The 20475-nt window shown below is 50.6% G+C and carries 17 protein-coding genes; all 17 read right to left on the reverse strand.

What is annotated here, in order from left to right; genetic code table 11:
* Positions 1–220: 220 nt before the first annotated feature.
* Positions 221–643 carry a KfrB domain-containing protein gene (locus Q8O96_RS30685; protein ID WP_305950064.1) on the reverse strand — a complete coding sequence of 141 codons (423 nt, stop codon included), beginning with the start codon at positions 641–643 and terminating at the stop codon, positions 221–223.
* A gap of 17 nt (positions 644–660) precedes the next feature.
* Positions 661–2388, reverse strand: a complete 1728-nt coding sequence (locus Q8O96_RS30690; protein WP_305950065.1) for an LPD7 domain-containing protein — start codon at positions 2386–2388, stop codon at positions 661–663.
* A 14-nt stretch (positions 2389–2402) separates the two neighbouring features.
* Positions 2403–3089 carry a hypothetical protein gene (locus Q8O96_RS30695; RefSeq protein WP_305950066.1) on the reverse strand — a complete coding sequence of 229 codons (687 nt, stop codon included), beginning with the start codon at positions 3087–3089 and terminating at the stop codon, positions 2403–2405.
* A 235-nt stretch (positions 3090–3324) separates the two neighbouring features.
* Positions 3325–6060 carry a type IV secretory system conjugative DNA transfer family protein gene (locus Q8O96_RS30700; protein WP_305950067.1) on the reverse strand — a complete coding sequence of 912 codons (2736 nt, stop codon included), beginning with the start codon at positions 6058–6060 and terminating at the stop codon, positions 3325–3327.
* A 491-nt stretch (positions 6061–6551) separates the two neighbouring features.
* Positions 6552–7631, reverse strand: a complete 1080-nt coding sequence (gene virB11, locus Q8O96_RS30705; protein ID WP_305950068.1) for a P-type DNA transfer ATPase VirB11 — start codon at positions 7629–7631, stop codon at positions 6552–6554.
* Positions 7615–8763 (reverse strand): type IV secretion system protein VirB10, encoded by a 1149-nt coding sequence (gene virB10, locus Q8O96_RS30710; protein WP_305950069.1) that lies wholly within the window; start codon positions 8761–8763, stop codon positions 7615–7617. The genes virB11 and virB10 overlap by 17 nt, the downstream gene beginning before the upstream one ends.
* A complete protein-coding gene (gene virB9, locus Q8O96_RS30715; RefSeq protein WP_305950070.1) occupies positions 8760–9641 on the reverse strand; it encodes a P-type conjugative transfer protein VirB9 in 882 nt (293 codons plus the stop codon). The genes virB10 and virB9 overlap by 4 nt, the downstream gene beginning before the upstream one ends.
* Positions 9638–10381: a virB8 family protein gene (locus Q8O96_RS30720; protein ID WP_305950071.1), complete on the reverse strand. Its 744-nt coding sequence runs from the start codon at positions 10379–10381 to the stop codon at positions 9638–9640. The genes virB9 and Q8O96_RS30720 overlap by 4 nt, the downstream gene beginning before the upstream one ends.
* A gap of 318 nt (positions 10382–10699) precedes the next feature.
* The gene (locus Q8O96_RS30725) at positions 10700–11779 is read right to left on the reverse strand and encodes a type IV secretion system protein (RefSeq protein WP_305950072.1); all 1080 of its coding nucleotides are present in this window, start codon (positions 11777–11779) and stop codon (positions 10700–10702) included.
* 2 nt (positions 11780–11781) lie between these two features.
* Entirely contained in the window at positions 11782–12042 is a 261-nt protein-coding gene (locus Q8O96_RS30730) for an EexN family lipoprotein (protein ID WP_305950073.1), read from the reverse strand.
* Positions 12043–12065: 23 nt separating this feature from the next.
* Entirely contained in the window at positions 12066–12779 is a 714-nt protein-coding gene (gene virB5 / locus Q8O96_RS30735) for a P-type DNA transfer protein VirB5 (RefSeq protein WP_305950074.1), read from the reverse strand.
* Between the two features lie 7 nt (positions 12780–12786).
* The gene (locus Q8O96_RS30740; protein ID WP_305950075.1) at positions 12787–15321 is read right to left on the reverse strand and encodes a VirB4 family type IV secretion/conjugal transfer ATPase; all 2535 of its coding nucleotides are present in this window, start codon (positions 15319–15321) and stop codon (positions 12787–12789) included.
* Between the two features lie 9 nt (positions 15322–15330).
* Positions 15331–15654, reverse strand: coding sequence for a type IV secretion system protein VirB3 (locus tag Q8O96_RS31415; protein WP_371826216.1), 324 nt, complete (start codon positions 15652–15654; stop codon positions 15331–15333).
* 13 nt (positions 15655–15667) lie between these two features.
* Positions 15668–15970 carry a TrbC/VirB2 family protein gene (locus Q8O96_RS30745; protein WP_305950076.1) on the reverse strand — a complete coding sequence of 101 codons (303 nt, stop codon included), beginning with the start codon at positions 15968–15970 and terminating at the stop codon, positions 15668–15670.
* A 170-nt stretch (positions 15971–16140) separates the two neighbouring features.
* Complete coding sequence (topA, locus tag Q8O96_RS30750) at positions 16141–18534, reverse strand: type I DNA topoisomerase (protein WP_305950077.1); 2394 nt, start codon at positions 18532–18534, stop codon at positions 16141–16143.
* 11 nt (positions 18535–18545) lie between these two features.
* The gene (locus tag Q8O96_RS30755) at positions 18546–19406 is read right to left on the reverse strand and encodes a lytic transglycosylase domain-containing protein (RefSeq protein ID WP_305950078.1); all 861 of its coding nucleotides are present in this window, start codon (positions 19404–19406) and stop codon (positions 18546–18548) included.
* An 89-nt stretch (positions 19407–19495) separates the two neighbouring features.
* Positions 19496–19933 carry a hypothetical protein gene (locus Q8O96_RS30760; protein WP_305950079.1) on the reverse strand — a complete coding sequence of 146 codons (438 nt, stop codon included), beginning with the start codon at positions 19931–19933 and terminating at the stop codon, positions 19496–19498.
* Positions 19934–20475: the final 542 nt, after the last annotated feature.

Raw genomic sequence — 20475 nt, forward strand, 5'->3', positions numbered from 1 at the left:
ACGGCTGGTGACAGATCCAAGCGCCGGCACCGGCCGCGGTGTCGCCAAAGGGGAAATTCCTGATGGGGTCTTTGTGGTCGAACGACCGAGAGGGGATGGTGACAACCTAATCCAGACTGTCCGGATTAGGTGTCACCAGTAAGCATTTTCAATGATTGTAACTAATTGATATATAAGGATTAATTACGAATACAAGACAGATTCAGCGTCAAGCTTGTTGTCACCGTTCTAGCCCGCGCTCCTGGTCTGCGACTTTTGCTTGCCCACGGGTATATTCGATCTTGACCAAGCTACCGACGACCGGCTGCTTGGTCTTGAAAATCGAAAGGTCGTGTTTGACCAAAATTGGCTTTTTGGCACTGTCATCAAGCAAATAGATAGCGTTTTTCGAGTTGTCGACATGCATCACATTGCCTTGATACGTCTTCAGCGCGGCCGTTTTGTCTGGTTTCTGAGCGCCGGTTAGATCGTAGATTCCTCCCGGCATGTCATTGCGAGCGCCAATCCGCTTTGAAACCCATTCGCCGTCCTTTACGGTGTCGACAAGTCTTGAGCCATTCATGATGACGAGTATTTGGTGCCCCTCGGGCTTGAGTGGACGGGAATTGTTTAAAAAGCCTTCTTTGCTGTAGTCGCGTGCCATTTTCAAGTCTCCGGTGATCAACGAGTACGCTCGGCATGACGTTCAACCTGCGGCCGGGCTTGTTCCTGCTCTTGCCCTCTTCTCGCGGCGGTTTTGTCGTAAATGGGTACCGGAGGGACTGCCCCTTGTTTGTCTAGGGACTGCAAGCGTTTGCTGACAGCTTCTCGAGCTGCTGCGCGCTGATCTGGATCTTTGAATTTGGAATCAATCACTTTTTCTGCGATAGCTTCGACCACTTTGGCTCTGTTGGACTTTACGACCCAGCTATTACGCTCGGTTTCTATTGGCTCCTTCCCGATGACCTTTCCTTGGTCGTCGCGAATATTTGCCGTTACTGTTACTGGTTGTTTTCCCTTGAAGTCGAGCTGAATGCCTTCGCCGGGTTTTGCACGGCTTTCAGCCATGGCGCGTTTCAAATCGACTCCCCAAACGGTTTCCTCTTTTCCGTCCTTGTCAGCCAGCGTTACGAAGTAGCTTTTGCTTTCTTCCGGGTCGTGGTTGTAGTTGGCTTCGCCATGGTTCAACAGAAGGCCGCTATGACTACGCAGGGTGGGGGCATCAGCTAGATCGGGCTTTGTTTGCTCCTGCTCTGGAGTTATGGGAGAGGGGGCCTTGCTTAGCGGCTTAGTGTTTTGCTCTTGAGCCGCTGCTGTGCGGACAGATTCAGGTGCGCTATAAGCCTTCTGCCTGTCCCGTTCTGGGTTGTGTTCAACGCTGTTTCTCATCTGGTGGTCACGGCGAGCTTCTAGGGCTTCCAAGTCCTGCTGCTGTGGCCTGAATCCCCTGACCTCAATCCCGCGTAGGCTGGCTTCCATCCAAACCTCCCGTTGGAAGTCTGGATGCCCTGCTACCGTGATGGTTTTCCAGCCCTTGGCGTCTGCCATGGTTGCCATTGCCTTGGCGACACGCTCGTCATTCGAGGCGCTCACCATCTTTGAACCTTTATCCTTGAATGCGATGCGGCTAGGCTGATCCTTGAAATGGAAACGGGGGCCAGACACTCGGAACTGGTGATGCAGTGACTCCATGAGCTGGATCTGACGGTTTTTCTCGCGTTCAGTATCGATCTGCGACTGATAGTCCGTTGTTTGATCCGTGCGCTCGGCAAGTCGGTTGCCGTTGTCTTGTTCCACTGCCTTCTCTGACAGGTTTTCGACCTTAATGCGCTTACCTTCGGCCTGATGGCCGAGGTCTGTCTGAGTTGCTTCCAGCGCTTCGCGGTCGCGCTGGCGTAGGCGCGCGGCGATGACCAGGGCTTCAGCGATGTTGACTCGTTCCAGAGGTTCGGAGACGTTTACCTGTTCATGCTCGGGGACCCATTCGATTTTGTTCACTTCATCAGGGCTGTCCGGTTCATGATCTGCGGCATCTGCGGCTTGGGTTTGGGCTAAAGCAAGGCGTCTGGCCTTTTCCTCGGGTGATAGACCGTTGTCATATTGGAGTTCTTCTCCCTTCAGCGAACCCCGGTCAGCCTCGTTCTCCATAATGGCCTTGGCGTTCTTCTTTCCTACCGCCTCGCTCAGACTCTCCGCATCGAGATCTTTGTAGCGAGCCACCTGCTTGTTCGCCATATGGAAAGACACGGTGTAAGCAGCATCACCGTTTTTTTCATTGCGCTCGAAACGAACCGATGTAGCCGGTCTGCCGTCGATCATTGTCACGCCGTAAGCAGGGCCGGATTGTTCAAGAGCATCAGCCGCCAGTGCGGCGTCTTCTTGTTCGTAATGCTTAATATTGTCAGCCATATCGGGACCTTCTCTTAGCGTTCGATGTCTTGGGCGGCTTGCTGCCGTGGAGGTTGGTGCGCAGCTTTGCTCACTTCGTTGCGACTTGAGCTTCTGCTAGGTGGCTCTTGAGCTTTGAGAAGGGGCTGGGGTTGGAACTGCTGGGTGACGTTGCTCAGGTGCTTCAAGAAGGCTTCGCGTTGCTTGGCGTTCTTGATGTTCTCGGTTGCGTATTTCTCGGCCTCGTTCAGCACTTGACCGGCGATTACGGCGCTGGAATTACGCTCAGGTACAACTCGGTGTTCAGTTGTGCGGTCGGCACGCTGGACTGCTTCCTTCTGTGCGTCCCATGGGTAGACCTTGGCCTGATCACCTCGGTAGTGAACCTGTAGGTTTCGGCCCACCAGATCATTGTTGGCATCCCGACCCTTGAGTGATGCCCCCATCATTTCGACATCGCCGCGTTGATGGATCACGGCCGTTTGGTTCGACTTGCCCACTGCCTGGACTATGTAGTTGCTATCTGCGTGGATAACCGGGCCCTTGTAGCTACCGTTTTCCTTGGCAGGGAAAACGTCAGCTTCTGGACTGAGAACGGCCGCGACGTTCGTGCGGATTTCTTGAGGAATGTTGCCCGAGTCCATTCGGTATCCGCGGATACTCTGCGTTTTGGCCTGGGCGGAAGATGAAGGGGAGGGGGCAATAGCTTGTTCTTGAGACATCGAAGGTTCTCCGTAGTAATGGGCAGTGCCCGCAATGCGCCGTAGTGAGGATTCACTAGGCGCAAAATATCAAACCTTGGTTTCCAATATTATTGGTTTTGGTTTGAACGGATGTCAACGATGTGATTTTGAAATGCGTTGCGTGGATCTTATATTTATTGGTATGTGAATCCCAAAACGTCCATTTTGGGATTCTATTTGTGTCGTTTTGGGCTCTTAATAATCGTCTTTTTTGTCATTCCTTTTCATCAAGAATGCTCAAGTCAAGAACTTTTAACTCATTGTTTTTTATCGTGCTTCTTTCAAATTCGGCCTCGAATTCACGCAGGGCTTCGTACTGCTCAACGCCTTCTGAGTCTTCTGGAGCGAAGGCGAACTCATCGAAGTCTTCAGGGTAGTAATGGTCGTCAGCTTCAATCAGCGCCGCCAATTCTTCATCGCTAATTTCCTCTTCCAGCAGTTCGTCATGACGAACTGCTGGAAGCGCAGATTCCGGTTCCGGTTGTTTTTCAAAGGGGAGAGGTATCGACTCAATTTCAACAGCTGGGGTCTTACTCGTTTTCAAAATAGGGGTAGGGCCGGACCCAGCATTAACCATCGCCTCGGATGTTTCGGGCTCAGAATCCTCGTTTGCTATCTCAGCATCCAGAGCCGCCAATTCAGCATCTGTAATTGGTTCACTCGAACCGTCCCCATTGAAGTCCCCATTGAAGTCGAATGACTCTTCGTCCGCTTCCTCGCTACCCTCGGCTCTGGTCGCGCCTAGGGCATCAAAGAAGTCATTCACGAAGTCCTCAATCTGTTCTTCTGCGAGCCCATCTACTTGCGTGGTTACAGTGATTTTTGACAAATCGACCGCGATTTTCCTTAAATCAATGCCTTGCTGAATATCCTCTACTGTTGTCTCTCGTACTCGGTCTTGAACAATCGCCTCATGCAAGTCTAGGTCTAGGGCTGGGATACTAGAGGCCAATTCACCGCTTCCCCATACAGCCTCAAGGAAATCCTTGCTCGGTAGTTTTTTACCCAAGGCGGCGAGGGTTGGAGAAACCGATTTAAGCCGATTCATAAATATGTGTTCGGCGTAATAGAAAATCTTTTCGCACATGATCGGTTTCATGTTTTCCATACCGATAACCTGACGGTTTTGCGGCATTGCCTTCAGCTCTTGAGGAAGCATTAGCGCTCGTTTCTGTCCAGAGCCTGGGCCAACTTGCTCTGAGTGACTTGTAGCTCCGCGCCCGTAGTTTTTGCCTCTCGAATGCGCGGTGGAGTAGCCGAGCATTTCGGAGTATTCGTTTGCGTCGCGCTGGTCGCGTGGCGTGAAGAGAATTTGCAGTGCGTGGTTTGTTACAAAGGTGCGTGCAGACTCTTTACCGTAGCCTCTCGGTGGCTCTGCCTCGAGCTGTCCGGGTGACTGGATGATAGTCAGAAGGCGAAGGCCATAGCCCGCCATATAAGAGTTTGACTTATCAATGATGCCAATCCGACCTGGAGCGGTAAATTCATCATCTAGCATCAGACACGTGAATTTCAGTTCTGGAGTCGCGTGTAGTAGCTGATCGGTGTTCAGATTCACAAGTTGGGTATAGAACAAGTTTAAAATTACTTTGGCTTCCGCAAGTTTGTTAGCAGGAATTCCCAAGTAAATCGACATAAGTTTTTTACGGACATTGCGAAGATCGAAGTCGTTCGCGCTGGTAGCAGCATCAATAACCGGGCTGGCCCATAATGTAAGCGGAACGTTGAACGTCGCCATGATGCTGGACATAGTATTGTCCGAGGTGCTTGTGAAACGGTTTAAGGCATCAACGCATTCGGCCGTAAGCGGGGGTAATCCGATGCCGTCCCACACTTCTATCGGTGTTAGAAATCGGTCAAGTTCAAACTCGCAGCCTGTAGCCTTTAGAAGTAAGTCTATCTCCGCTGCGTCCAGGGCAGAGACGTTCTCGGCGATAGCGATAGGTGCCTCATCGCAAAGTGACTCTGCTTCTTGCTGTTCACATTTACGGATTGCCATCACCGCAGCTACTACTTCTTCGCGGTTATCACCGACATCGTTCAGCATGATGTTCGCGTATTCGCGATAGTTACGTTCAGTGATAAAGCCTTGGATATGCTCTTTTACAGGTCGACCTTTACCGGATGACTGGCGAAGAAGCTCGCCAATAGTCCGGGGAAGTGTTGGTGTTTCACATAGATACAAGCAGAGTCCAAGGAATAGATTTCGTGCTGCATCATCAAAGAATGCATCCCGACCTTCACCTGGATAAAGAGAGTATCCAATTGCCAGGATGTCAGTTATTCGCAATCGTGTGTCATCGCTGATGTAACCCAAAGGGTTGTAGCGATGCGACTTACCTTGAAGAGGATTTCCAGCAGCATCGGCAGTGACTGCAAACGGGTTGAAAAGATAGACTTCATGATTATGCGAACTGCGATATTTCGATGTTATGAGAAAGTTTTCAAGTTTGATGTCAGTCGCGACAACCGATTCATTCCAGTTTAAAAGATTCGGAATAACGGTACTTACACCTTTGCCAGAGCGCGTCGGAGCAGCCAATAGCACGAATTGCATGCCGGCGAACATCAGGAAGCGCTTCCTCAGTTTTCCAACGATGATTCCAGTGCTGCCGAACAATCCGGCCTTCTCGACTTCGCTAGCCGTGGCGAATCGAGCATCACCATGTAAAGACCGTTCCTCTCGTAGAGCTGCAATCAGTCCAAACAATGGTAGGCCGTAGCAAACTACCGTCGCGATGATCAGTGAAATTTTTAGACGTTTCACAACATCCGCATTTGTCTTGTAATAATCCCAATACGTCCACCATGTAGAGAAGTCGGTTTTTCCAAATGGGTTGGCCTTACTCAACACGAAGAATAGGAATCCCGATAACCAGACAATGGCAGCAGATGCCACCATTAAAACGATGAGTCCGAAGACCCACTTCACCCAGTTGGGTTTGTCCATTTTTAAATGCTCCTAAAGGAACGGGATGTAGTGAAAAAATATGCAGGGGAGGGGAGGGAAGTGGCGACACCGCGGCCGGTGCCGGCGCCTGGATCTGTCACCAGCCGTTTGCCCAGGTTGCCCAGGGCTTCGATTTGGCGACATGGCCAGCTGCTGCAGGACGCCAGGTTGTCACCACTCCGGCCGGAAGCGGCGTCAAGGGCGGTACCGCAAGCCGCATGCGGAGCACAGGACGCGCAGCGGCCGAGCACCGAACGGGTGAGGATACCGGCGCAGCGAACCCTTGATGCAGCTGGAGTGCCCCTACCCTTCGGCCGGGATGCAGGGAGAGCTTTACCCCCTGCATCCCTGCCACACGGCGAGGTGCCGAGAGTCCAGAGAGGCAGCGCCTCTTTGGGCAAGCCCGCAGGGCGCGCAGCAGCACCGGAATGGTGACAAACTTTTTGGCTCGAGCAGATCTAGCCGTCACCATCGTAGATGGCCGACTCATTTCAAGCTGCTCGCTTCTGTTCCGGCTCATACCAGACTTCTGTGATATGGCGGCCTATATCGGGATGCGTGACGTCATTGTGTACATGGACTACAACGTCTACGACCTGTAGCAGCAACCTCCGTATTACGTCATAAGGTAGGCTTCGACCCTGGCGGTTCTGCAATATCATCAACGCCATACGTTCGAGCGCCATTTCACAGCTTCCAGCGTGGAGGCTTGTGATACTTCCACCATGACCTGATGCGCAAACGTTGACGAAATCATACGTTTCAGCACCACGTAACTCTGCAAGCAGAATTCGAGTTGGCTTCATCCGTAAGCAGCTTTTAAGCAGAGACGCAGCAGTTACAATAGAACCGCCTTCCTCGCTTGCTTCACTGGGATAAAACAGGTGTACATGGTTTGGGTGGTTCGGAAGAAAAAGCTCTGGCACATCTTCGATGGTGATAATGCGTTGTTGAGGATTTATTGCATCCAACATCGCTTTCATAAGCGATGTTTTCCCCGATCCGGTTTCACCGGCAACAACAATTACTTTTTCCATTTCTACCGCGAGCCGTAAAAACTCCATTATTTTTCCGCTGTTCTTGAGTTCAAGAAGCAGTTGGTCATTAGGAGATAAGCCCTTGCCAATTGGTCGAATATGTTTGAAGAACCCCTGTTTTTCGTAATCCTCTAGAGTACGTCGACCAAAGTCCGGCTTTCGGATTGTGGTAGATATAGTGCCGTGTTCTACCGCAGGGGGCATGACAAACTGGATGCGCTCTTTGCCCGGTAGAACGGCTGACATGATTGGTTTGCTGTCAGATATTTCTCGTTTTGCAAATTTCGCCACCGCAGTAGCGAATCCATTGCAATGGTCAAAGGTCAACTCTTCGACTTTATGGTATTCCCATACGCTTTGCCGTTCACACCATACTTCGCCCGGTCTGTTGATACAGACTTCCGTAATCTCCGGTTCATCCATGAAGCGTTTGATCGGCTCCATTAGATAATCGACGGAAGCTGACCGCTGTATACCCGAGTCCAGGTAATCGACGGCTTCTCTCCCGTTAGGAATTTTACTCAGGTGAGACATCGTAAACCCCCGAAAAGTCCAGATCGCGCGCGACAAAGATCCCAACCTGCCCGCCTTGGTTTCGGTAAAGTGTCGGCGGAATATTTATCGTGTTGCGCAAGGCTTCGGCAGCCATGTTTTGCGTAGCATCACCCGTGGAACTGAAATTGAACTGATTACCATCACTGTTTCCGCCTTTGGTGGTAACACCGCGTGCGACATCATCGACAAGAGATAGCATCAGGGCTCCGCCAAAGCGTTGCCAGAAATGGTTATCTACATAACCCGGTATGCCGGACCCACCTAACTGATCCGTCCCTGGAGAGTCCAGAGGAACCACGACACCGTTTGGTGTCTTAATCCGATTCCAGAGCACAAAAATGCGGGCCATGCCCTGGCGCATCGTTGACTGATACTCGCCCGTAACGGTGGAGCCGCGCTCTATTAGCAGAACTTTCCCGTTGTCGCTGTAAACATCACGACTGACGACGCAAGCAGTCATGCCCGGTACTGTCGAGTCCAGGCGTGTTTGTAGTCCGCAGTCAATAAATGCACCTTTCGCCAAAAGGAAATTCCTGTTTGGCAAAAAGGACGCCTTCCGAGTTGCTGTTTTGGTGGAGGCCAGCATTGTGGCCATGCCGCCGCGAGGGTCGTCTTCCCCCGATCCAGGTTGATCACCGCCACCTAGGGCTGGAGCCGCGGTTGAAGGGGTTTTTACCGTTGTAATCATCACGTCAGAAGCGGACTTGTCGATAATGTAGACCTTGTGATTCCCAGTTTTTCCGCCTGGAGACTGTTCCGAATCACCACCGGGCAATGGGGGTTGAGTATTTTTCTGCTCCGGCGTTTGGGTTTGATCTGCTGCTGGTCCTGGCAGTAGTGGGACCTCTTTAGCGGCTGGCTCAGTAAAGGTTTTTGCCGGAACTGTGCTGACCAGGGATCGTTTTGCCTCTTCAGCAGCCGCAGCTGCATTCTTTTCAGCCTTCTTTTTTTCGCTCCATAGCAAGCCCCCGGCTGCGATGGCAACGAAGACCAGTAAGACGATAAATACGAGCGCCCGTGCCTTCGTAGAACGGGCTCGCTCGTTCACGCTAGGAATACCACGCTCACCACTTAGAGCTGTCAGCTCGGGCAATTCATCATTAGGGTTCATCTGGATACCTCTGCAGATTTTATTACTCGCTTCATTCCAGGGACCGTGGTACCAGCCTTTGGAGGGATTCCTTCAGCGTCATAGTCTTCGTTGTAAACTCCGACGACCATTTCCCCCAGGCGCAAAGCGAACTCAGGCGAGACGCGGTGAATTACTAGTACGTCGGGCACTGCTGGGTCGATATGGCTTGGTATCAGGCTCTCGGTTTTATCCTCAGCAACGAGGTATGCAGCCGGAAACGCGCGATTGTTGGGGAAGCGGAGATAGGTGAAACGGCCATCGTCGTAAGCTTCAGCAGGAGCGATGCCGCTGGAATTGTCGCCAATCTGCATTGTATAGGCCGAGTTCACTGGTGCAGGTTTGGCAGCCATTTTCTCTTCAATGAGCTGCTTTTCAGCTTTAGCTTTAGACTTGGCCACAACTTCTTGCGGGTAGATAAATTGGACTCTGTATGCTGCCCCCTTTTGCTTAACTGCCGACTTTTCGACGTCAGTAGGTAGTAGTACAACATCGAAGTCGTACATGCGTAGATTGGTCTTGACCATTAGGTTCGTGTCCCATTTTCCAGCTTCTGGCAACACGAATTCTGCTTCGTTTATCTTCAGAGACTTTGGCTTGATATACAGCACATTGTCACTGTCTTTGAACTGCCAGCCTTGGTTGAAGCCGGAGGCGATATCCTGAATCTGTTCACCGGGAGCGAACACGATGCGGGCACCGAGTGCAACGGACGTTCGCACCAAAACAATGTCGCCGTCGTTGAAGTTCACGTACTGAATGCGAGAGTCATAACTCGAGCCGCGCGGCACGTCCAAAGCTAAGACGGATTCGGTCGCAAGAGCGCTCATTATTGCCAGTGTGAGTACAAAAGGCTTCATCCTTCACCCCCTGGAAGTTCAGGATCTACGCGGTAGGTTCGGGCTTGCCAGCCGAATGGGTTGATCAGTCTTTGCGACTCGTATAGGCGCGAGGGGTTACGGTACTCGTAGGAAACAGTTGCGATGTACTTGATACTTGTACCGGGGCCAGAGTCATCAACTCGCTTTGTCGTCTTGATAAATCTAACAGTGCCGGTTCCTCGGCCATTTGGAGTAACGCTAATAATTTTTATCGTAGCTCGGACGCTGGAGCCGTATTTCTTATCAAGAGCGTCTTTGCCTTCAAACAGAGCTGCGTATTCGGCACCTACACTTTGTGACGATAAAAGGCCAACCATGTTGTAGTCGTTCTGGATCGAGTACCAATCGTAAGTTTCTCGGGCTCTAACATATTGAGCCATCCAAAACTTATCCATCACTTCGTTGTAACCGACATCCTTTTCGTCCATCGCTGTCACGATGTCTGCGATACCCGTTGTGTTGTCTACCCGAAGGACGTAGGGGGTGTTTTCCTTCAGCGGCGTGAGTAGGGCCAGGGCGACTACAGAGAGAATCAGGCACGCGCCAAAACCAGCGGCAACCATCCACGCTCTGCGCTCGGATTTTTCGATGCTCTCAATGCGCGATGCCTCCCAATCGTTGGCCGTCTCAATTACCGATTTGGTTATTCCACCAAAAAAAGACGGTGCCTTGGCGTCCAGGTGATTCGGGGCGTGTTGCCCCTTGTCCTTACTGAGCATATTTATTCACCCAAAATCTGGTTGGAAGATGCCGCTTGCGGCGCAAAGACTGGTGTTGGCTTCTGCTTATTGATTGGTACGCGAGGCTTGCCCTCAAGCGAAGGGACTACAGGCGGCTGGGCAGATGCACATCCGGCTACCACTGCCGCGAGCAGTAAGATGCATAGAGCGCGTTTCATATCTTGGTTCCTTTGGATTTGCTTATACAAAGACCATAGTATACACAGCGAATATCCAAAATAACCCATATTGGCTTATGTTTGAGCAAAAAAAACCGCCCTGTTCCATACGAAACAGGGCGGCGATTTTTGGTTATTGTTACTGCTTGACGGAACCGCCGCTTGCTCTGCCCCAGTTCTTGCCCAGGTTCTGCATCACATTCTGTCGATATGCCGGGTTCCACATTGTATTGCCAGCGACTAAGTGGTTTAGACGGCCTGCCGTCGTCATCATCCCTGATTGCATGTCACGGCGCGTACTGGTGGCATTGATGGTGTTGGCGGCCTTACGGAATGGAGCGGCGGCGCTTGTAGCCATTCCTCGTAAGGTAACCGCCGCTGAGTTGGCTCCACCGGCCAATGATCCAGCGACCCCATTTGCCTCTTGTAGAAGCATGAACATGACGTAGGTGAATGCGATCAGAACTAATGACGTGAACAAAGGATTCTGCTCTGAGTCAAGGTTTACGGCGTTTATGACTCCTTCGAAACCTTTGAAGGCCATGCCAAGCACAGCGGCCATCAATGCAATTCGTATTGCATAAGTCATGCACTGACCAAACCAGCTATCGAAAAACTTCGCTGTCGCTGGCCATATTAGTAGCGCGAGGAAGAAAGGACCAATACCAAGCATCAATGTCAGTGCAGCTTTTGCAACAATGATCATAGCTCCTGCCGGGAGTCCTAGAAGGCATGTTGCGGCAATGATAATTAGCGCATTGAAGTATTCACCAATGGCCATGCCCACTTCCATAGTTCCACGATTCGCTGCTTGTTCCCACAAGTCGGCTCCTAGCCCCCATCCTTTCCCAAGTGCTTCGTCAACGGTTTGATAAATTGTCAGCTGCTGGCCTGATGAGTTTGTCGCGGCGAAGGCTTGGGTAAATCCTGATTCGAGCCCCTGGATGCTGCCAACAATCCAGTTGCTGTATGTCGAAGCACTTAGAGCTAGCCCCCCGATAATCAGGTACTTCGTGCATGTCTTCATGAAGTTCGAGAACGGGAGTTCGACGTATCCCCAGCCGATGGCATATCCCATCACCGTTAGGTGAATAGCTCCCATACCAATGAAAACAGGTAGAAAAATTGATATTACTTCGGAAACTGTGCCGTCGATAAATGGGCTCAAAGCGGTTTCAAGAAACTCACCGATGAACTGGAAAACTACTGGGCCAGCCATAGTCACTCTCCTTTATTTGGCGAGCCGGGCATTGTAGGAGTGAGCCAGCCACGGCGAGCATTGGCTTTTTCGTTATCTGCCTGTTTCGCGTTGGTGCAATTGGCCCCCATGGCTGTTTGCCCTGGGTTGTCATCGCATTTAGCGATCATTTCTTTGCGTTCGACTTCATGGCCCTTGTACCAATCGACAGTCTGTACGGGGGCGCTATCGCCACAGCCAGAGAGCGCCGTAGCAATTACCACCAAAGTAAAGATTTTCTTCATTTTGACCTCTGGCCGGAGCCGTATCAGTTCACTTTTGGCTGTACCCAGCCGCGACGTGCGTTTGCCTGAGCATTTAACTCCGTCTGGCGCTGTTGTTGAATCTTGTTTTCCGCATCAGCGACCATTTGGTACATCTGGAGCTTGGTTTGTTCGTTCTGGATCATCGCCTGTTCGGCTGCGATCCGGCCTTGTAACTCGGCGATAGCCTTGGGGTCCTGTGTCCGATCTATTTGACCCATTAGTTGGTCAATCTGGCTCACCCTGGCGTTAGCTTGGTCGTAGGCATCCAGCGCAAATGCTTTATCCTGGGAAGGCTTTACAGCTTGTGCCTGACAAGCCTTGCGCTGTATGTCCTGGGCAAAGCTTTTGCAGGAGTCATAGACTTTGTTGCTTGCATAGATCCCTGAAGCACGACCGTCCAAACCGTCCCATCCGCCATTTCTAACAGCGTCATATACACCTTGCCAGTCATTTGGAAGGTAGTTGCGCAGTTGCGGATTGTCGTAAATTCTCCCCAATCCGCGCGAACCTGTCAGCGAAGAATATTGTTGTTTCATCTGATCGATTTGAGTTTTCATCTGAACAACTTGCTGTGACCAGCGCGTCGCATTAGACGTAAATTCCGCGATGGTCATAGGAGAGTCGGTTACTTGAGTAGTAACAGTAACGGGAATCTGAGCGTGAGCGGAACCTACAAGAAGCCCGGATAATACGAAGCTATATAGAGTTTTTTTCATGACGACCTCACATTGGTTTCAATTTAGAGGAAGCTACACGTAGTTTTCGACGTTCGTGGAATACAGGCAACCAATCGGATGGTTTTTCCCCTACTTCGGCAATAACTTCATCCATAAGTTCATTGTTGTCACTGCTACCTGACAAAATAGCGAGTTCGTCATCAAAGCTGATAACCACATTGCCGTCGCTGTCTTTAACGTTACTTAAATCCAACCGTGCAACAAACGATTGCTGACCTTGTTTCACCAAGAACATGCGACTCTCTTCGCCTAGGCTTTTGATAATGTGGAACTCCGCCTCGGTTACTTTAAATCCGTCGATATACTCATGGTAATCGGCCTTCGGATTCGGCAGATAAATTTCAGTTGCCACTTGTTGTACGAGCGCCGAAGCAATCCTTGATTTGAGTAAGCTACTGGGCATCTGTGTAGAAAAGACACCTAAGCCATTTTCTTTACGAATCGTCAATTGCTTATTTCCTGCGAAATCAGCAAATGCTTCGTCGTCGATCCACTTCCAAGCTTCATCCATCAAATACATGAAGCGCCGGCCGTCAATTACTGTGTCCATACGATGCAACAGATACATAGAAATCGGTGTGCGTACTTCTGCGTTATCTAGGAAGTCAGTGCCATCGATTCCGTAGTTCGAATGGGTGCTGAAGTCGATCAAATCCCAGGGGCAGTCCAGTACCCACCAATATGGCCCGCGTCGACCTTCACCATCATCCACACACCAGCGTGCAAGCCGCTTGGCAAGGCTATTTCCTTTATCCTGTTCGCCTTCAGTAATGTTCTGAAGTACGGTTGAAAGCCTGCGCAGCTTCAAGTCGGTCATCCTCATGACTATGCGTACAGCATGGCTAAGACGATTCTCGTCTTCAGTTGTCAAAGGTGCCTTATCTGAAGTGATGATGGCTCTGCACAACTTTTCAAGGAACAAGATGTTTTTTTCTGTCGGTTCAATTTGGAACGGGTTGAAGCCCGTTGGCTTGCCGTTCTTGACAGAAAGGTACTTTCCGCCGATAGCGCGTATCGTACCTTTTGCCCCTTCGTCTTTATCGAGATAAATTGTGCAAAAGCCGGAAGCGCTGCGATAGCGGTACTTCTGTGCTTGTGCAAGACAGAAGTTCATAAGAACTGTCTTACCGGCACCAGACTGGCCGATAATCCTCGTATTGCCCAACAACTTTTTGTCGAAGTTGTCTTCATCGCCTTTCGAGTAATGAAAGTTCAGATATAGTGGTTGGCCTGACGGGGATTTCAGCAGTGTTAATGCTTGCCCCCATGGGTTGCCATCACGTTTGCCTGAGCGAAAGTTGTGGAAACTGCACAGGCCAGCAAAATTCTGGCTTGTCAGGCCTGCTACTCTTGGTCTATAGGACCAGTTACAGGGGAGTTGGGCATAAAACGCGGCGTCTGTCGCGGTAGCAACTAGTGAGGCAAGAAAGCCCTGCTCTTGAATTATGATCATCGCTGACGTCGTATTGCGTACAGCCTGCTGTACTGTTTCGCCGAAGATCATCAGAGAGTAGTGATATTCACCCATGACAAACTCACCAGCGATAAGCTGGTCGATTGCGTTTGATATTTGTTCAACTTGGGAAATACTACCGTCTTCGGAGTTTGCGAGCTGTTTACCCTGGCGCGTCAGAAAATCCAGGCCCTCGCGCTTAGACATGAAACTGAATGACTGAGTAATAACAAACTCATAGTCTGAATACATCAGGCCGTTCAGGATTCCAGGCTCAGTATGTGCATTGTAGTCCTTGAAATCGATGCACTGAGCGTAACGCAAGGAACTGGGAGAGCGTATTTCTATAGTCTCTACACCCGCATGAATCCAGGCGGTACCTAAGTAATCACCGAGTGGTGCCATTGGCACACGAACCTCTTGCCATTCGCCGGTAATTAGATAGTTCAGGAAACGTAATTTTTCGGAGAAGAGAGCACCATCTTTCTCGTAAGTGGTCAGTTCCTCAATACCTTGATGAACGTCTGCCCCGTAGCGCTTCATGCCTGCTTCGATTTGATACGCTACTTCATTTAACCGGCGAATTGCTTCGCGCTGATCGTCTAAGATTTCTTTGCGAGAACGACGCGACGATTTCACCAAAGCGCGGTCGAGTCTCGACGGTTGAGGTCTAAAAACGACTGTCAGATACATCTCGTTGGCCATCATTGTATAGCCAGCTTCAGGATGCTCGAACGAGTCGTAATATTTCTGGTCAAGGTCACGGCAAAAGTCGTTATCAAAGACAGACCGTAAACGGTCTGTTGTTTTTCGACGAATTTGGTGACTCCAAATTGCAACGTTGTTTGAACCTATAGAGCGATATAGTGTATTGAGTTGTTCCTTACGGCGCAGGATTTCATCAACATCGGTGGTTTCGAAGGCGATACCTGCAATCTTCCAGATACGCAGGTAATCGCCGTCTTTGGTTACGATAGTGTTCGGAGCTACGTGACTGCTATAAGGCACGAACGGCGCGACTGCTCGTTCGCGATTCATTTGTTGGGCATATTGCGAATTAGCGCGCATCGTTGTGCCTCACTTACGCTTTTTGAATTGAATCGGGCTGTAAGTCGAAGACTTCCAGAAACGCCGGTTATGGTTGTAATTAACTACACGAAAATAAAATTTCAGACCTAGAAGCCTGAATTGCTGATCGTCGTGTTTAGTAATCATCCGCATTACAAAAACGATTGGGAACATAATCAAAATAAGTAAGATAGTTGTCCAGACACTCAACAAAACAACTACCATTGTCACAACTACGAGGGGAACCGTAGGTACCCCGTATATCATCGCCGGTCGTGTGCAGCCCTTGAAAAGGGGGTCGCGAGGATCTTTACCTTCCTGTAGTGCGGACATACTAAGTTCCCTCTTAGCTCAGCAGGAAACGAGTGATTTCGGTTGCACTACCGATCAGCAAACCACCCCCCAAAATCTTGCCGACCTCTGCTACGTCCGCATGTTTGAAGATGAATTTGTAACCAGAAACCATAACCGCGATAGTCACTGCGGCAATGGAAATACCACGGAGAACTGCCAGGACGTTTTCCACGAAGGTGTTGACCTTATCGATGCCCTGGGCAAACGCAGGATCGACGGCGAACAGGGTCAGGAGTGAGGCAACGAGCACGTAGGACACAGTACGGTTCGCAATCATGTTGGTTTTGATTTTCATGGTTTTAGTAACTCCAAGTAGAGAATTGGCTATTTATCTGTGCGGTAATAGCCGCATTGAGAGGCGTCATGCGTTCAGCGGGTAGGCATGAGCGCACGCCGTATCATAACAAATAGACCGCCAAAATATACCATATTGGCGATCTCTTTTTGTTCTGTTGGTATTCGGAGTTACTTCTTGTTGAGTGGCCGAATAGAAAGCTTGGTCGGCATTTGGGGGCGAGCCTTGGAACCATTGACTGGCTTCGATGGAGGCTTTCCTGACCTGCTCGCAGAGCCCTTCGGAACTGGCTTGCCGTTATCGTCGTCCATCACTACCTTGCAACCCTCTCGGAACCCGCTGCACGGCCACCACCAGCCACCTTGGGCGCTCTTGCGGCGTACTAGATTCTTGCCGCAGCTAGGACAGGGTGCTGTCTTGATGGCGACTGGCTTGCCTTTGTCGTCATCCATGAATGTCTTGCAATCCTCATTTGTACAAAACCACCCGTGGCCGCCTTTCGGCTTCCCTGTGTCTTTGTCCTTCTTTTGGTACCGCCGGATAGGTGCATTGCACTTCGGGCACGATTGAGGGGGGAGTGGCTTGCCGTTGAGGTCATCCAGAAACGTATCGCAGCCCTCTAATGGACAAGCCCATATGTGGCCGCTTGAGTTCTTGCGTTTATAACGGCGCAGCGCTGTTTCCCTTTTCGGGGTTGCTGCGGCGCATGTTGGGCAGTGATGGACAGCGCGGGGCACAGGCTTGCCTCGGTCATCATCCATGAAGGTTTTGCATTCTGAGTCCGTGCAGCACCAGAACGCGCCTCGTTGAGGATGGTTATACCGACGCATGCCACCTTGGCATTTCGGGCAGGTAAAGCGTGGCTTGAACTCGCCCGAGTTACTGATACGTTCCAACTCGACTAAGAGCTGTTCGTAGGCCGGTTCCACGACGTCTAGATAGTCCAACTTGCCCTCGGCGATCAGATCCAACTGATCTTCCATACCTCGAGTAAAGTCCATTTCCATGAAAGAGAATTCTGCTTTCACAAGGGTATCGACGATCAGTTCACCAATTTCGGTGGGTACCAAGTAGCGTTTTTCCTCTGAAACGTAAGCGCGTTCGGTGATGTTTGTCATGATCGCACTGAGTGTTGCAGGTCGACCGATCCCTTCCGTCTCAAGCTTGCGGATAAGCGAAGCCTTGGTATAGCGCTTAGGCGGTTGCGTCTCTTTACGTAGCAGCTTCCCGCTTTCAGCCTGCTTGTTACTGCCAGGAGTAAGAAGCGGTACATTGCCTGCATTAGACGTGTCGCTTTCGTCTTCATCCTCGATGGCGTCTTTTGCCGTGAGTACTCGCCAGCCGGCATCAGTCAGCACTCTGCCTCGTGCCTTAAACTCGAACGGTTGAGCGCTGTCAGTTGATTCCAAAGTTACGGTGTTGACTGTGTAACGCGCGTCTGCCAGTTGAGAGGCCATTGTGCGCAGCCAGATCAGTCGATAGAGAGCCCGCTGATCCTTATCCTCACCTGCCTCATCAACTTCCATTTGGCTTGGGCGTATAGCCTCATGGGCCTCCTGGGCGCCGCTTTTGGACTTGAAGCGGCGCGGGTTTTCAGGGAGTTTCCATCCCTTACCATTGGCGAAGGTTCGTATCTCTTCAATAGCTTCATCGCTGAAGTTAACGCTGTCGGTGCGAATGTAAGTAATTGCACCTTGTTCAAATAGCCGCTGCGCTGCTTTAGTTGTTACAGCTGGGTCCATCTTGAGGCTAACGCTAGCGGCTTGAAGCATAAGTGAGGTAGAAAACGGCGATGGCGGAGCTTCTAATGCGTCGTCTTTGCTTGAATCTATGATTTTGAACTGACGACACATCGAGGCGCGTTTTGCCAACTCTTCATCTAGTAAATAAGGGCTTGTGTCCGAAACAAAAGGCTTTGTGTTCCATTCGGCTGTCCAAGATCCACCGTCAAAGCTAACTTGTGCTCCATAGTGCTTGGTCTTTTTGAACGCCTTGATACAGCGATCAATGTCAACAACCAATCGGACCGCAACGCTTTGAACCCGGCCAGCCGAAAGATTCATCCCCAGCATGTTCGAAAGAACTGGAGATACTAAGAAACCAACAATCCGATCCAAAAAGCGGCGCGCTTCTTGAGCATGGACCAGTTGGTAGTCAATTTTTCGCGGATTGGCTACAGCTGCTTCAATGACTTTTTTTGTCACCGCATTGAAGGTAATCCGCAAATAGTCATCTTCCTCGAGCCCTAGGGAGTCTTTTAGGTGCCAAGCGATGGCTTCGCCTTCTCGGTCGGGGTCGGATGCCAGATAGACCGTATCGGTGTCTTGAATTTCGCGATTGATGCGGGCAACACGCTGTTCGCCGCCAGGAAAAGTCCCATTGGCCGTTTTGGTCGGCGGTATGTACTCATAATTAAGTGTGAACCCGGGAATGTTGATCCCCAAGTCTCCACGTCGTGGCAGATCGCGGATATGGCCCGCACTTGCTGTGACTTTCCAACCAGAGCCCAGTTCTTTCTGAATCTTCTCGACCTTCTTCGGACTCTCAACAATCATAATTTTCATGCTGAACGTCCTCAGTAGATAGTCGCGTGACTACGCGAACGGCTTTCACCATTTCCGTAGGGTTGGGTGAGTGAGGGAGTGGCAACAGGTGCAGTGTTGGGAAGGGGGGCAAGTCGCAGCTGTACCGGGCCGTCATTGTCGGTATTGGCTAGATTTTCGGACTTCCGGCCGCGTTCGCGGGCAACAAGCATCGATGTATGGTCAGGTGGAGGTAGAGCGGCCCTCGGCGCTTCTGCTTCTTGGGCTGCCTCTTGTGCGACTTCGGCCACTTCGGGAGTCATCGAAACAGTGGTGGTTGACTCCCTGGGTGCAAGCTCTGTCTCTGTCGATGCGGCTTTGTCGTACTTAGGCGGATTTGACTCGGCGCCCTTGATAAGGGGGACGACTTGAATCGGCTTAGGCTCTACATCACGTTGAGCTAGAACTTTTTGCACGTAGCTCAGGCCCCCCGTTTTGTCTGGCTTAAAACCTCGGGTGAAATTGCCGGAGTAGTAGCAGGAAAAGGCCGCCTGTAGGGCCGCCTGATTGTCAGCTATCGAATTTTTAGCTCGGGTGTAGCAGTCTTCTAGAATCTTAGACCCTACACGCAGGTTAGCGCATGGATCGAAGACGGATTGATAGTCGAGCTTGTAAGGCGACAGGTTGTACCGATTGACCTGGGCAATCCCCATTGAGAAATTCCAGCCGCCCTGCTCAAGGGCTCTGGCAGTGGCGGCGGCTTCCTGGGGGGTTTTGGGTTGGCGCTCTAGGCGACCACCAACCACACCAATTACATAAGGGTTAAATTTCGATTCTACTTGTACCAGCGCAGCCATAGTCTGCGGCGCAACTGTCGGCGCGCATTGCTGCGCTAGAGCCAAAAAATCCAACATGATTCCGTTCCCGTTTTTGGAAAAACCGGAATCCAATATAGCATATTTTGGTCATATGACATTGCCTTTGTGGTCGTTGGTTATAGCGTTCATGGCTTAGGCTTTGATGCGACTGGAGCCCCTTTGGTTTTGGGTGTTCCAGGTACTTCACAGTTGCGCAGCAATTCGAAACTTTCCGTTGGGTAGGCTTCTTTTAAATGGTCATTGAGTCGATTTAGATCCTTGAAGATCTTAGGCGCAGCCCTATCCCTTCGTGTTGTCAGATACCACTCTTTACCCGGCTCTGAAAGCAACTGAGCAATAATGTAGAACCATTCAGGTAGGCCACTACCCCTGTGGCGCTTGAGTACATGCGTTTTGTCTGCGAATTGAGCTGTAACGTAAAAGCCGGCTGCCGTCTCCATAACGTTGAGTTTTTGGATAATTCCGTGGCTGGCCGCAAGCTCTAGATCGCCCTCTAGAATGCTGTTTGCAGGGCTACATGGCGGCATTGGAATCATGTGAGTCCTATTAATCGGATCGGTCATAGTGAAAGCATCCTATTCTACTACCAAAACACTATATATTGGTAGAAGGTTTTAATCGTTTCGGTTACAAGACATCCCCCGCAGTCCGCGTCCTAAATGCTAAACCCTGGTTAACCAGGGATAGGCTTTCGCAATCCGAATCCACACAGCGGCTTCGACCCTTGTTGGCCTTTACTCCTTTCGTTGCACTCTATAAGTGCAAACCAGTGTGTGAAATCCTTCTCACCGACACGTCCGCGAAAGACAGCCCGAGTTTAGCTAAATGGTGACGCTATTTCGACACCAAACTGAGAAGCTGTCACCAATTCCAAGACAATTTCAGCGTGCCAATAATGGCATTGAGCCATGCTTAATTTTGAGGCTGATACCTGTAGTTCCTTTGGTGGCTAAAGCGTCTAAGTGCCCTGTTTACAGCGGTGTATGCCAAATAATTGGCGACAACAAATGGCATTAATTGTCTTCAATTCGTCACCATTTAAAAGGCTTTACACTGGTGACAGGGTAGCAGGGTAAGGTTTTAGTCCGTGTCACCACCCTTCTAT

It is taken from the genome of Pseudomonas sp. LPH60 (assembly GCF_030718165.1).
Lineage (GTDB): Bacteria > Pseudomonadota > Gammaproteobacteria > Pseudomonadales > Pseudomonadaceae > Aquipseudomonas > Aquipseudomonas danubii.

Excerpts from the sequence above, each read along its gene's own strand:
- virB10 (WP_305950069.1), bottom strand. The coding sequence starts at position 8,763 with ATGAACCCTAATGATGAATTGCCCGAGCTGACAGCTCTAAGTGGTGAG.
- virB5 (WP_305950074.1), bottom strand. The coding sequence starts at position 12,779 with ATGAAAAAAACTCTATATAGCTTCGTATTATCCGGGCTTCTTGTAGGT.
- Q8O96_RS30695 (WP_305950066.1), bottom strand. The coding sequence starts at position 3,089 with ATGTCTCAAGAACAAGCTATTGCCCCCTCCCCTTCATCTTCCGCCCAG.
- Q8O96_RS30700 (WP_305950067.1), bottom strand. The coding sequence starts at position 6,060 with ATGGACAAACCCAACTGGGTGAAGTGGGTCTTCGGACTCATCGTTTTA.
- Q8O96_RS30745 (WP_305950076.1), bottom strand. The coding sequence starts at position 15,970 with ATGAAAATCAAAACCAACATGATTGCGAACCGTACTGTGTCCTACGTG.
- Q8O96_RS31415 (WP_371826216.1), bottom strand. The coding sequence starts at position 15,654 with ATGTCCGCACTACAGGAAGGTAAAGATCCTCGCGACCCCCTTTTCAAG.
- Q8O96_RS30760 (WP_305950079.1), bottom strand. The coding sequence starts at position 19,933 with ATGACCGATCCGATTAATAGGACTCACATGATTCCAATGCCGCCATGT.
- Q8O96_RS30740 (WP_305950075.1), bottom strand. The coding sequence starts at position 15,321 with ATGCGCGCTAATTCGCAATATGCCCAACAAATGAATCGCGAACGAGCA.
- Q8O96_RS30725 (WP_305950072.1), bottom strand. The coding sequence starts at position 11,779 with ATGGCTGGCCCAGTAGTTTTCCAGTTCATCGGTGAGTTTCTTGAAACC.
- Q8O96_RS30685 (WP_305950064.1), bottom strand. The coding sequence starts at position 643 with ATGGCACGCGACTACAGCAAAGAAGGCTTTTTAAACAATTCCCGTCCA.
- virB9 (WP_305950070.1), bottom strand. The coding sequence starts at position 9,641 with ATGAAGCCTTTTGTACTCACACTGGCAATAATGAGCGCTCTTGCGACC.
- Q8O96_RS30730 (WP_305950073.1), bottom strand. The coding sequence starts at position 12,042 with ATGAAGAAAATCTTTACTTTGGTGGTAATTGCTACGGCGCTCTCTGGC.
- Q8O96_RS30755 (WP_305950078.1), bottom strand. The coding sequence starts at position 19,406 with ATGTTGGATTTTTTGGCTCTAGCGCAGCAATGCGCGCCGACAGTTGCG.
- topA (WP_305950077.1), bottom strand. The coding sequence starts at position 18,534 with ATGAAAATTATGATTGTTGAGAGTCCGAAGAAGGTCGAGAAGATTCAG.
- Q8O96_RS30690 (WP_305950065.1), bottom strand. The coding sequence starts at position 2,388 with ATGGCTGACAATATTAAGCATTACGAACAAGAAGACGCCGCACTGGCG.
- Q8O96_RS30720 (WP_305950071.1), bottom strand. The coding sequence starts at position 10,381 with ATGCTCAGTAAGGACAAGGGGCAACACGCCCCGAATCACCTGGACGCC.
- virB11 (WP_305950068.1), bottom strand. The coding sequence starts at position 7,631 with ATGTCTCACCTGAGTAAAATTCCTAACGGGAGAGAAGCCGTCGATTAC.